The following is a 12,337-nucleotide window of genomic DNA, read 5'->3' as shown; positions in this document are numbered from 1 at the left end:
ACGCTAAATTGTGCTGCAGGCAGGCTTCGCCCGACCGTCAGCACCAATTTTGAGCTATTCCGCTCTCTCATGCGCTTCAGTCGTGCTCAATCCTGGAAGATGCACTCCTCGGTCATATTTGCATCAACTTCGAAAGGCCGATATAGTACCCGAATTTCCCCAACTTCTTGAGGTGCCGCACGAATTCTTCTGAGCTCACCGTTGACTTTGGCGCACTGCTCGGCGTTCAAGTAGAATCGGTTATTATCAAGCCAGTTGATGGCCTTGTGGTAGTTCTCCACGGTGGACGCCGTTAGGCGATCTACGTACTTGCGTATAAGTGATGCTCGGATTCGCGGTCTAAGCCTCGGCAAGCAATCAACGTAGCCATCTTCGGAAACAACCAGGCAAGCCGTGGCGGCAGTGGCGCTAGACAAGTATCGGACTGCGGAGTTGAAGCGTGCGCCCCGCGCCGGATCGCCCTCCGGCGTTGCGAGGCCGTCGAGGATCACGCCGATCGCATGACACGTTCCCTGTGGGTCGATCAGAACCGCACCATCGATCCCACTGATGCGGGCCACCAGTTCCGCGTCGACCGTCCGTGGCTCAATCGGCATCGCTTGAGTAGCCAGTCTCGATGCCTCACCGGCCGCGTCCTCGGAGACGACAATCATGGTACCGTGAGCTTGCCTTGTCGCTTGATCAGTGATGTCCCAAAGATGACTGATCTGCTCTGGACCTATGGACCGGAAGACGCGCGAGATCCAGCTTTCAAACTGGTCCTTCCGCAATTTCTCGCGCGGGAGTCTCGGCACACCAAACTGGCAGGTCAGAAGCGTAATTTTGCCAAAAACCAGTTCCCACCGATAGTGACCGGAGAACCGAACGACGAGCGCTTCAGGGGCTGGCAGATCCTTGAGCGAGCCGAATCCAACAAGTCCCTGCCGACCATGGCAGACGCATGCGAGATTGTCGTCGCTGATCTCGAGCACCTTCCGGGCAAGACGAGCGTCATCCATGTCCACCGCGGCGACAAGCCGTAGAGTCAGATCAACCTCGGGGCTACCGACTGGTGCGAAGATGATCCGGCCATTGTTCGCGGCGCCTTCATACCGGAGCGAAGACATAACGTTCAGCGTGTCGAACACGCGTTGAAACATGATATCACGTGTCACAAGCGTAAGGTTGGAGCAGAAACTTCGCCCAGCGTCTCGCAGCAGTGCATCCTGGTCGTTACGAAAATCTTCGAAACGTCCAGGCTCGGGTCGAGTCAGCGCCTCGGTGGCCTCCTCGAGGATGCGCGCCACGAGGGCTTCGAACAAGCTTTGCGGCCCGGCCCACCGATCATGTCGGAGCTGCTTGGGAAGGCGAGGTAGTTGAGCCATGACCGAGGCCGCTATTTGTAGAATGGGTACTACGTGGAACTCGCCGACGCGACGCGCGTTTCCGACGAAACTGACGGTACCATTCCCGGCGTCATACTTACTCAAGAGCTGCTCGACAGCTCGCCGGACAGAATCGCGCCGCAAGTTCTCAGGCTTGTCGCGCATCGATGGTGCGTCCCCGAAGAAGAGATTCTGATTTGGGTGTGTCTCGTAGATCTCTTCCGTCAGACGCATGCAATCTAAAAAGAAGGCTGGATCCCAGTCCTCTGCTTCCGGCTCAACGCATACCGCGTTTGGATCGGTGGAATCTGGCACTCTTACGCCTATGAGCAGGGCACGCGGGTCTGGTGCCGGAATGAGGGCCTCCAGCGTGAGACGGGCATGGACCTCGAGAGCGATTCGAAAGTGCGGTTGGTATGGCCACATGAAGAGCGTGATCGTTCTCGGCATGGTTCCTCGGCTGCTAAATGTGACGGTATAACGTCTCGATCAGCTGTGGCACACGGCCTATCTCCGTGGTCCAGCATGTAGGTCGCGAGCCGACCCTGCCCGTCTTCGCATTTCCAGCGGATAAGCCGGATCTCTCCGCGGCCTGTCCGCCTATTCCCAGAGCGAGGCCGTGACCTCCGCGACCTATCAGTGTATATCTGGAGATAGACTGCCGGTGCATAACCACGTATTCCAGTCGCTAGGTCGCCGAGGCCCTGGCCGATCGCGCCACAAGCCCCGTCTCGATGGTACCGCGTCCCCTGCGACCGGGATCCGGTCGAAATATCCTTCAGCTGCCGCAACTTGCGCGCTCCCACGCCGACGGTTGGCTCCGGGAAATCCGCTTCGGTTGTTCCGGGGAGCCTGGCCGGGTGACCGATCTGGCTGCTGAGGACGGCAGCCCTGGAACTCGCGGCTCGCCACCGCGGAGCGCCCGCTCGCCCGGCGTCCTTGGTCTCATAAGGGCCCATCGAGCTCGAGAAGGCGCTTGCGCTCGGCCTGCCCATCGCTCGGCAGCAGGCGCGCGCTCGGAGGAGGCGGTCACCGCCTTTTCGAGCGCGGCCAGCTCGGCGTCACCATCCTTCAGGTCCACGGACCGCAGCTCCTGCGTGGACCGCCGAACCATCCGATCCCACCCGTGGCGCCCCTCCTGCGCATCGTGGGGCAGTAGTGTAGCCGACGGCGAACCCGACATGTCAAGCCCTCGGTACGAGGCCATCAGGCGACTCGATCGAACGCAATGCTGCGACGCGTTGGTGGAGGCAGCCCGTCGCCGTAGCTCGCGACACCAGACGAGGGCCGATTCCCCTCCGGCAACGGGGGCGTTGCGTGGCCGGCGCCTGAGAGGAAGCCCAAACCTCTCGACCCGGCGAGAAGAAGGAGAGCGCCGGCAGCGCCGCCGCGCAGCCCACGCGACCGCCGCTCAGGGATGGCGCAGCTCAGCCGAGGAAGTCGAGGACATCCTCGTTGAACTTCTCGGGGTTCTCGAGCCACATGAAGTGGCTGCCCCCCTCGTCCGCGCCGAAGAGGAGGAGCTCGGCGCCGGGGATCTGGTCGGCGACCCACTGCTGGGAGATGGGGTTGAAGATGCTCGCCTCTCCGCCGACGACGAGCGTGGGCACGTCGATCCGCGGGATCACGTCCCTCCAGTCCTGCTCGGCCTGGTCCACGAGCAGCTTGGCGGCGTACGCGCGCGGGAGCTTCAGGTTCTGCTCGACGACCAGGGCGAGCTGATCCGCCGGGTAGCCGGGGGTGAACATGGTGGCCACGAGCCCGTAGGTCGTGGCGATCCCGTCGGGCCCGCGAAGCGCGGCGGCCGTCTCGTGGAGCGTCTGCGGGGTGAACAGGGCCCCCGCCTCGGCCGCCTCTTCCGCGGACCAGTCGGGCCAGGCCGTCATCGCCGGGCCCACGTCGACAAGGATCAGGCGGTCCAGGGAGTGCCCCCCGTAGTTGTCCCAGTAGCTGTAGAGCGCGCCGCAGCCCATCGAGTGCCCGAGGACGGAGAGGTGCTTGAACCTCATCCCGCAGATGAATTCGTGAAGATCCCTGCTGAAGCGCGCGATGCGGTAGCCGTGCTCGGGCTTCTCCGACTCGCCATGTCCGCGCCAGTCGAGCGCGAAGACATGGTGGTGCCGCGCGAAGGCGAGGATCTGCGCCCTGTACAGCGCGGCCGACTGGGACCACCCGTGCAGGAGCAGCAGCGGCCTCCCCCTCCCCGCCTCCAGGTAGTTGAGGGCGACCCCGTCGCTCGTCGTGAAGGTCCCGGAGCGGATGCGCGGCGCCGCCGACGCCTCGCCACCGAGCAAGCTCGTGGCGGCCAACCCCGCGCCTAGGCCCACCGCCTGCTTCAGCACCTGGCGGCGGGTAGGGGTCGAGCTGGACGAAGGTGCTCCTTGCTTCTTGTCGGTCATGGCTCTTGATCTCCACTGCCCGCCGCGCGCGCGAGGCTGCCCCTCGATCACGCGCTGTCACGGCCCAAAGGAAGAGTTCGACGCGATCGCGGCGATCGCCGGGATTGACGATCATCTCGGCCGCGCCGTCGAGCTGATTGTTCACAAACGGACCAGGGCCGCAAGTAAATACTAGTTATAAACGACCTGAGCAAATCCCCGACGCCGGCGTGTGTCTACGCAGGAGACAGGCCGCGCGGCGCCGCGATCGCGACGGCGCGCGCCGTGTCATGCCAGGAAGCGGATTGACCGGCGCTTCCACGGTATTCTGAGCCATGCAGCACGACCTCCTATCCAGTCTCGCGGCGCGCGCCGTGCCATTCTTCTTCTCCCTCTCGGCCCTCTCGGTGAGCTGCTCTCGCGGCGCGCCGGAGCCTCCGAGCGTCGACGGCACCGGCGGACATCCGGCGACCGCTGACGCGACCCAGGGCAGCACGCACGGGTCCGGGACTGCAGGCGAGGCGACGACCGGCGCCAGCGTCCCGGGTGACGCTGGCCCGGACGCTCCCCCTGATGCGCCTGAAGATCCAGACGACAGCACCTGGAGAGCCACGCGTTGGCTCGAGAGGTGCCAGATCGACGTCGCCGACGAGCCCAGCAAGGCGCTGCCGCCCTTGCGCTGGGAGCAGTGCCCGGGGAACGCTCCGGGCTGCACGTCGCTCGTCGTCGACTGGGACGCCGGCAAGTATCCACGAACCGCCTCTCCGAGCGTCGTTCGATGGGGCGACGGCTACCGCGTCGGGCTGTATCTCCAGTACCGGGGTGAGCGACGGACCGGCGTCTACGACGCCGACGGGACACCGCTCGCCGCATGGCGCTTCAGGGACCTCGAGCCGACCGTGCCCGAGGCCGACCCGAGACAGGAGTACTGCATACCGACGGTGCCCAACGTCGGTCATGAGCGGGTCTGGCTCGGCGCGCAGAGGGTGAGCGTCGAGGCGCCCGGCTCGGCCTACCTCGTCTCCGGCTACGACGCGCTCGCCACCGCGAGCCAACCCATCCCGGTCGACGCGCTGAGCCAGGGCCTCCACACGAGCGACGACACCTTCGCGCTATCGGGGCCCGGGCCCGGCACGGTCAACATCTACGACAGGATCAGCAACCAGGCCAAGAGGTTCGGTCGCCAGCCAGGCAACGACGCGCCATCGTTCGACCAGATGTATCCAGTCGGCGATCATGCGCTCGGCCTGGCGGTCCTCGAAGACGCCACGTCCGAGGGGTGGATCTGGAACCGCCAGACCCACACCATCGAACCGCTGCTCCGGGCGGAGTCGACTCGGGTCATCGCCGACATCAAGAGCGACGGGCAGACGCTCGTGTGGCTGGAGGCGGAGCCCTACTCCGACGACGGGCTCTACGGGGCGTCCAGCCTCTGGACAAGCCCCTTCGCGGCGACGAAGGCGGATCTCGCTCCGAAGGAGCGCCGGCCGGGCCCTATCATCGGATACCCCATCTCGGCCGCCGGGGAAGGCTTCTATGCCGTCTACGCGATCGGCGAGAAGGTGATCCACGTCTACCGCCTGTCCGACGCCCATCACTGGTCGTTCAAGACGCCCCCCGAGCTCTTCGACATCCAGGACATCGCTCACGTGGACTCCAGCGAGGTCTGGGTCTGGGTCCGGGGCGGCATCGTGCGCCAGGCGATCTCGGAGCTCGGCGCCGGCGATCCCGCCCCGTGATGGCAGCCCCGCACAGCCCCATGGCGGGGTCCGCCTGCCCGTGGGGGCTTCACCCCCCTGGCGCCCCGCGACACCTGGCTGGCGGGAAGCCTGCATGGCTGGTAGTAGCCTCGAGCTGGTAGCAACCTCGTGAGCCCCTCCTCTCCACCACGGCGTCGTGGGAATGCGCATCACGCCGCCCGCTGGCTCGAGCGGAGAGGGGCTATTGCCTTGGAGAGCAGACATGTTGAAGGTGGCGATCATCCTGGGGAGCACGCGGCCGGGCCGCAACGGCGAGGCTGTCGCGAAGTGGGTGCACGACGTGGCGACGAAGAAGGGCGGCGCCGACTACGAGCTCGTCGATATCAAGGATTTCGACCTGCCGTTGCTCGACGAGCCGGCGCCCCCGTCGATGGGACAGTACACGAAGCCTCACACCAAGGCGTGGGCAGCAAAGATCGATTCGTTCGACGCCTTCGTGTTCGTCACGCCGGAGTACAACCACGGCACCTCGGGCGCGCTCAAGAACGCGATCGATTACCTGTACAAGGAGTGGAACAACAAGGCGGCTGGCTTCGTGAGCTACGGCAGCGCGGGAGGCTCACGCGCCGTCGAGCACCTCCGGCTCGTGATGGCCGAGCTCCAGATCGCGGACGTGCGCGCGCAGGTCATGCTCTCTCTGTTCGACGACTTCGAAAATTTCAGCGTGTTCAAGCCCCGCCCCCGCCACGAGAAGTCCGCCTTCGCCTTGCTCGATCAGCTGCTCGCGTGGGCCGGAGCGATGAAGACGCTGCGCACCGGGTGAGCAAGGCGCGCTCGCGGAGCCTCGAGGGCCCGACGACGCCGATCCGCAGCGGTTCTCGTGGCGTTCGCCGATTCTACCGCGGACGTTGCAGGAGGGTACCAGGAGAACCCCGTGGAGGGGAAATCGACGCCTGAGACCGCCGACAGGAAACCAGCGCCGACCTCGATTGTGTAGGGTGTCAGATGGCGCAACTCGTGGTCGGCTCGTGGGGCTTCACGGCGGACGGGACCCTCGCTGGGAGGCGCCGGTGAACCTCGCCGCGCGACCTCATTTCGAGGGCCAGACCCGGGCGGAGGAGCTGCTTTCCCCTCCGGGGGACGGAGGCCGGAGCGCTCCGCCGGACGACATCGCCGTGCCTTCGGAGCGGAAGCTCCCACCCGCCGTGACGCAGCGCTCCGGCGAAGAGGTGCTGGAACTCGGCGCGCTCTACCGCAACCACCATCGCCTGGTGTACCGCCTCGCGCTCCGCTACGGCCGCGGCAATGTGGCCTGGGCAGAGGACGTGACGCAGGACGTTTTCCTCGACCTGATGAAGGCGCTCGAGACCCTGACCGAGCGAGACAACCTCGAGGGGTGGCTGTACCGGACGACCTCGAATCGCTGCCTGAACCGCCTGCGCCGGGACCGATTTCTGGCGCTCCCGCCCATCTGCTGGCTGCTCGGGCAAGGCGAGGGCGAGCGCAGCCCCCTCGATGAAGTGACGATCGCGCGCGACGATCTGCGCCGCGCGCTCGAGACGCTGGGCACGCTGCCTCCCAAAGAACAGGTCGCTTTCTCGATGTTTTATCTCGACGGCAAGGAGCAGGAGGAGATCGGGAAGATACTCGGCCACTCCAAGGGATACGTCTGCAAGCTGATTCAAAAGGCGGTTGCGCAGCTCCGCGACGCCGGATGGGAGGTGGGCCATGACGCGAAACCGTGATCTGCTCGCGTTGCTGCGCGAGGTGGACGAGCAGCTCGCCGCGGTGAAGCCGTCGCCTCGGCTCGAGGCGCGCCTCGTCGCGGAGCTCGACCGGCGCGGGCGGCGGCCTTTCATGGGCGGGAGCGGGGGGCGCTCGCTCGTGCTGGCGCTGGGCGCCAGCGCCAGCATCGTCGCCCTCGGCACCGCGCTCCAGGGCCTCGCACCCGGCTCGATCTTCACAGAGCGCCCCGTCGAGCCAGCGATCGAGCTCGTGGGCGATCCGCCTCCCACGGACGGCGGGCTCCTGGAGCGCACGCCGGCCCACGGCCCGACAGCGCCGCCTCCCCGGATCCGCGCCCCGCTCCTCCAGGAACCTCCCCGCCGGCTCGCTCCGGCGCCGCCCGTGCCGCGCAGCGCCGTGCCGCCGCGGGACGCGAACGACACCCCAGGGCTCCTGGACGACAGCCGGCTCCCTGTCGACCGCGCCTCGCCTCCGCCGGCGCGCGTGCGCGTCGAGCCGCTGACCCCCCCGCAGACGCTGGGCCGGAGATGGGTTGATGGCCCGGAAGGGCTATCTCCTCTCGCGCAGCGCGGCCCTCACGCCGCGCTGCGCCGAGGCTCCGGAGGCGTCCCCGCGGAAGCGGCCGCGCACGAGGGCGAGAGCGGAGAAGGTAACCGAGCCACGGACGCCGAAGGACCCGCGATCGAGGATCCGGCGGCCCCGCGGGACGAGGCGCTCTGCCAGACGGCGGACGCGTTGCGGCACGAGGCCAGGGCGCAGTGCGAGGCGCGGAGCCTCATCGTCGCGGACTTGACGCTGCTCGATCCCTGCGATCACGGGAGCTACCTCGACGCCGAGTACACGTGCGGGAGGATGGCGCTGACCACATGCTGGAAAGGGGTGCTCGGCGACGGCGTCACGTGCTTCGACACGACGTCTGTCAAGGACGAGGTCTGGAGGATGTGCAGAGACAGGGGCACGGAGCTCCGCTCCCTCGATCAGGAGCAGCCCGACCGGGACTGCGGTGACCACGAGACGACCAGGGTCTACTACGAGTGCTGCCCCTCGGGGGATCCGCTGCCTTCGCCGTCGTGCTGGACGAGCGAGATCGACTTCGGTGAGGTGTGCCAGCCGTACGAGAGGCTGGATGCCGAGGCCACGGCGCTCTGCAGGGGCAATGGCCACTATCTCTTCCGTCGCGTGTTCGGGGACAAACACGTCGCCTGCACCGACGCCACGGCCACGAGCCTGAGCTACACCTGCTGCCCCTTCTGATCGCGAAATCGCCCGCCCGAGGAAACCGCCGGCCTCGTCGCGGTTGGTAGATGGAGAGCGACACGACGGAGAGGGCGCGCTGACCCGAGCACGAGCAGCGCGCGCTCGGAGCTGTCCGGCGCAACGCCGGCTTTCACGGAGGATCACCATGCGGACTTCCCTTGCGATAGGTCTATTGCTCAGCGTCTCGATATCCAGTCTCCTCGTCGGCTCCGGGTGCACCATCACCCTGGCGCCGGATCCCGATCCACCAGCGGGCTCGACGGGCGGGGAAGGCGGGAACGCGGATCCTGGGGCGGGCGGCGGCGAGGACCCGGGATCAGACGGCGACGGGGGACGCTTGCCTCCCCCGCCCTCGGCGTGCTGGCTCGGGGATATGGGCGATGGATTCACGTGCCACGACACGGCCACGCTCCGGGATCACGCCCAGGCGAGGTGCGCGAGGATGGGCGCGGAGCTCGCGAGCTTCGTGAGCGACACCCTCAACCCGAGCTGCGCCGAGCACGAGAGCAGCGAGGTGGTCTTCGAGTGCTGCGGCGGCGATCCGCCGCCTCCGCCGCCGCCGAACTCGTGCTGGAAGGGCGAGCTGGGCGACGGATCCTCCTGCATCGACCTGGGCGCCATCAAGGATCGGGCCTACGCGATGTGCGAGAGCGCGGGCGCCACGCTCACCTGGCTCGACGCCCCGCCGGACCCCGGACGCTGCGGTACGAACGAGGCCACCAAGGCCACCTTCGAGTGCTGCGGCTCCACGCCGCCGCCCCCTCCGCCGCGCGCGTGCTGGAAGGGCGAGCTGGGCGATCGCAGATCCTGCGTCGACCCCTCTGTCCTCAAGGACCAGGCCTATGCGGCGTGCTCGCGCACGGAGGGAGACCTCACCGTCTTCGATTACGAGCGGAACAACCCGAGCTGCGCGGCCCACGAGACCACCTGGGGCTACTTCGAGTGCTGCGGTAACGAGCCGCCGCCTCCTCCGCCGCCTCCTCCGTCCGGCGCGTGCTGGAAGGGCGAGCTGGGCGATGGCCTCTCCTGCGTCGACCGCTCGGTCATGAAGGATCGGGCCTATGCGACGTGCACCAGCGCAGGCGCCAGGTTCACCTCCTTCTCTTACGAGGAGGAGAACCCGCGTTGCACCGGCTACGAGACCAGCAAGGCCTACTTCGAGTGCTGCGGCGCCGAGCCGCCTCCGCCGCCGGAGGCCTGCTGGGGCGGCTCTCTCGGCGACGGCTCCTCGTGCATCGACGCGTCCGCCCTCAAGGAACGGGCCTACGCGACGTGCGCGAGCGACGGCGCCGTGCTCACGGCGTTCGACTACGCGAACGATGGTCGCTGCGCCGCCCACGAGGCGAACTACGCAAAGTTCGCTTGCTGCGCTTCGACGACGCCGCCCCCTCGGTAGCGCCGGCGCGACCGCGCGGAACCCCGGGCGAGCGATCTCGATCCTCGAGCGGCGCCGAGCGAGCCCATCGAGACGTGCGTACATCCCAGGGTCGTACGGCCGACAGCGGCCGCTCGGGATCGCGTCGCTGGAGGAGGCATGAGCAGCCCGCGACATGCGCTGGGCGCAGCAGGGCCGGGGCGCGAGCGGCACATCGCACCTGCACCGCACAGCTCGCCCGGCGCGGCCAGCGCGCAACGTGTTTGCACATCGGCGCGGCATCGGCTCTGATGGTCGAACTTCTTCCGAGGTTCTCATGGCCGTGGCACCGCCCCTCGTCCGCGCACGACTCACGATCGATGGACTCAAGACCTCGCTCGAGGTGAAGGAGCTCTCAGGCGCGGAGGCGATGTCGGAGCTCTACGCCTTCGATATCACCGTCGAGTGCGCCGACACCGACCTCGACCTCGACGCGCTCGTCGCCGAGTCGGCCGTGCTGACGCTCGATCACGGCGCCGGCGCCCGCCACCTGCACGGGATCGTCAGCCGGTTCGAGCAGGTCCACACCTCGGAGCACCACGCCGCCTACCGCGCCACGCTGGTGCCGGAGGTCTGGCTCCTCGACCAGCGGTACGATTGCCGCATCTTCCAGGGCGTCACCACGGCCGAGGTCATCGAGCGCGTGCTGAAGCTCGGCGGCGTCCGGCGTTACCAGATCGTGCTCCAGCGCAGCTACGAGGCGCGCGACGTCTGCGTCCAGTACCGCGAATCGGACTGGGCGTTCCTCGGCCGCCTCATGGAGGAAGAAGGCATCTTCTATTACTTCGAGCACGCCGACGCTGGCGCGACCCTGATGATCTCCGACACGGCGCAGGTCCACTCGCCCATCTCCCCGGAGGAGCTCCGGTATCGGCCGGTGACGGGGGCGATCCACACCGGAGAAGGCATCGATTCGTTCCGCTTCGCGCAGCGGGTCCGGCCGGGGAAGGTCACGACGCGCGACGTGCCGTTCGAGAACCCCGCCTCGGTCGTGGACACGGCGGCCGAGAAGGGGCGGCACACGGACCTCGCCGTGTTCGCGTACCCGGCCAGCCCCGGCGCGGAGGTCCGCCTCGACGCGCTCCAGGCGACCGCGGCCGTGGGGCAGGGCGAGGCCTTCTCCGTGCGGCTCGCGCCCGGCGCGCGGTTCCGGCTCGAGGATCACCCGAGGGAGAGCTTCAACGCGGAGTACCTCATCACCCGGCTCCAGCACGCGGCCCGGTTCGACAGCAAGGAGGGGTACCGCTGCACGTTCGAGTGCGTCCCTGCCGGCGTCGCCTTCCGGCCCCCGTGCAGGACGCCCAAGCCGCGCATCGCCGGCCCGCAAGCCGCGACCGTCGTCGGGACGCAGGGGGCCGAGATCGAGACGGACAGCGACGGGCGCGTGAGGGTCAGGCTGCACTGGGATCGCAACGGCAGCGCCTCGGAGAACGCGTGCTGGGTCCACGTCGCTCAGATGGCGTCGGGGGCCGGCTACGGGGCGATGCACATCCCGCGCGTCGGGAGCGCGGTGCTCGTCGAGTTCCTCGACGGCGATCCGGACCGGCCGATCGTGACCGGGCGGGTGTACACGGTCGTGAGCCCCTATCCGTACGCGCTCCCTGCCGAGAAGACCAAGTCGGCCTTGCGGACCCAGACCACCCCGGGAGGCGGCGGGTACAACGAGCTCCGCTTCGAGGACCAGTCAGGCCGGGAAGAGGTCTACCTCCGCGCCCAGCGCGACCTCAAGGTCGAGGCCCTGAACGACGCGCGCCGCAACGTCGGCGGCGACGACGCGCTCGCGGTGACGGGCGACCGCACGAAGACCGTCGGCGGCGCGGAGACGGTGACGGTCGCGGGCGCGCGCACCGTGACCGTGGGCGCGGCCGAGACCAGAACGGTAACAGCGGATCAGACCACCTCGGTCGGCGCCGACAGCTGGCTCTCGGTCGCGGGCGATCACACGGCGAGCGTCGTCGGGGACCGCCGCGACATCGTCGCCGGGGACCGGAGCGCGTGCGTCGGCGGGGACGAGTCGGTCAAGGTGAGCGGCGATCGGACGGTCATCGTCACCGGGGCGCACGCGATCTCGTCCCTGGACGACGAGTCGAGGCGTGTGACGGGCAACCTCACCCTCTCGGTCGGCGGCACGATGCAGCAGGTCGTCGACGGGCACTGCACGCTCAGCGCGGGCTCGCTCGAGTGGGCGGTGACCGACGGCGCGCTGGAGATGACGTGCGCCGGAGAGGTGCGCGTCGAGTCCGAGCAGGAGGTCCAGATCGGCGGACCCGATCTCGCCCTGTTCGCCGACTCGACGATCCGGATCCGGGCCCAGAAGAAGATCGTCCTCGAGATCGGCAATTCGACCGACGCCGAGGGCAAGTCCGCGAAGATCGAGATCACCTCGGACGGGATCTACGTGACCAACGGGAGCGCCACGGAGAAGCTCGACGGCGGCACCGTGCGCCTGAACTGCTGAGCGCGGCGCCGCGGCGGAGA

8 protein-coding genes are annotated in these 12,337 nt (G+C 67.9%); 6 read left to right on the top strand and 2 right to left on the bottom strand.

Annotation, left to right across the window (positions count from 1 at the left end; genetic code table 11):
• Positions 1-86: 86 nt before the first annotated feature.
• Positions 87-1,790 carry a hypothetical protein gene (locus WME73_RS10515; protein ID WP_437917373.1) on the bottom strand — a complete coding sequence of 568 codons (1,704 nt, stop codon included), beginning with the start codon at positions 1,788-1,790 and terminating at the stop codon, positions 87-89.
• Positions 1,791-2,791: 1,001 nt separating this feature from the next.
• Positions 2,792-3,763: an alpha/beta fold hydrolase gene (locus tag WME73_RS10510; RefSeq protein WP_437915569.1), complete on the bottom strand. Its 972-nt coding sequence runs from the start codon at positions 3,761-3,763 to the stop codon at positions 2,792-2,794.
• A gap of 314 nt (positions 3,764-4,077) precedes the next feature.
• On the opposite strand from WME73_RS10510, the gene WME73_RS10505 reads away from it, so the two are divergent.
• From WME73_RS10505 to WME73_RS10480, 6 genes are all read left to right on the top strand, one after another.
• Positions 4,078-5,481: a hypothetical protein gene (locus tag WME73_RS10505; protein WP_437915568.1), complete on the top strand. Its 1,404-nt coding sequence runs from the start codon at positions 4,078-4,080 to the stop codon at positions 5,479-5,481.
• Between the two features lie 223 nt (positions 5,482-5,704).
• Complete coding sequence (locus tag WME73_RS10500) at positions 5,705-6,265, top strand: NADPH-dependent FMN reductase (protein WP_437745333.1); 561 nt, start codon at positions 5,705-5,707, stop codon at positions 6,263-6,265.
• Positions 6,266-6,512: 247 nt separating this feature from the next.
• Positions 6,513-7,187: an RNA polymerase sigma factor gene (locus WME73_RS10495; RefSeq protein WP_437915567.1), complete on the top strand. Its 675-nt coding sequence runs from the start codon at positions 6,513-6,515 to the stop codon at positions 7,185-7,187.
• A complete protein-coding gene (locus WME73_RS10490) occupies positions 7,171-8,442 on the top strand; it encodes a hypothetical protein (RefSeq protein WP_437915566.1) in 1,272 nt (423 codons plus the stop codon). Before WME73_RS10495 ends, WME73_RS10490 begins: the two co-directional genes overlap by 17 nt.
• Before the next feature lie 148 nt (positions 8,443-8,590).
• Complete coding sequence (locus WME73_RS10485; RefSeq protein ID WP_437915565.1) at positions 8,591-9,841, top strand: hypothetical protein; 1,251 nt, start codon at positions 8,591-8,593, stop codon at positions 9,839-9,841.
• Positions 9,842-10,136: 295 nt separating this feature from the next.
• Positions 10,137-12,317, top strand: coding sequence for a type VI secretion system Vgr family protein (locus WME73_RS10480; RefSeq protein ID WP_437745329.1), 2,181 nt, complete (start codon positions 10,137-10,139; stop codon positions 12,315-12,317).
• Positions 12,318-12,337 lie beyond the last annotated feature (20 nt).

The sequence above is a fragment of the Sorangium sp. So ce302 genome (assembly GCF_051530145.1).
Taxonomy (GTDB): domain Bacteria; phylum Myxococcota_A; class Polyangia; order Polyangiales; family Polyangiaceae; genus Sorangium; species Sorangium cellulosum_B.
The sequence above is the reverse complement of the archived record's forward strand: the minus strand, read 5'-3'. Positions and strand labels throughout refer to the sequence as shown.

What these genes read in the sequence shown, in the direction of transcription:
- WME73_RS10515 (WP_437917373.1), bottom strand. Translation starts at nt 1,790, where the DNA reads ATGTGGCCATACCAACCGCACTTTCGAATCGCTCTCGAGGTCCATGCC.
- WME73_RS10510 (WP_437915569.1), bottom strand. Translation starts at nt 3,763, where the DNA reads ATGACCGACAAGAAGCAAGGAGCACCTTCGTCCAGCTCGACCCCTACC.
- WME73_RS10505 (WP_437915568.1), top strand. Translation starts at nt 4,078, where the DNA reads ATGCAGCACGACCTCCTATCCAGTCTCGCGGCGCGCGCCGTGCCATTC.
- WME73_RS10500 (WP_437745333.1), top strand. Translation starts at nt 5,705, where the DNA reads ATGTTGAAGGTGGCGATCATCCTGGGGAGCACGCGGCCGGGCCGCAAC.
- WME73_RS10490 (WP_437915566.1), top strand. Translation starts at nt 7,171, where the DNA reads ATGACGCGAAACCGTGATCTGCTCGCGTTGCTGCGCGAGGTGGACGAG.
- WME73_RS10485 (WP_437915565.1), top strand. Translation starts at nt 8,591, where the DNA reads ATGCGGACTTCCCTTGCGATAGGTCTATTGCTCAGCGTCTCGATATCC.
- WME73_RS10480 (WP_437745329.1), top strand. Translation starts at nt 10,137, where the DNA reads ATGGCCGTGGCACCGCCCCTCGTCCGCGCACGACTCACGATCGATGGA.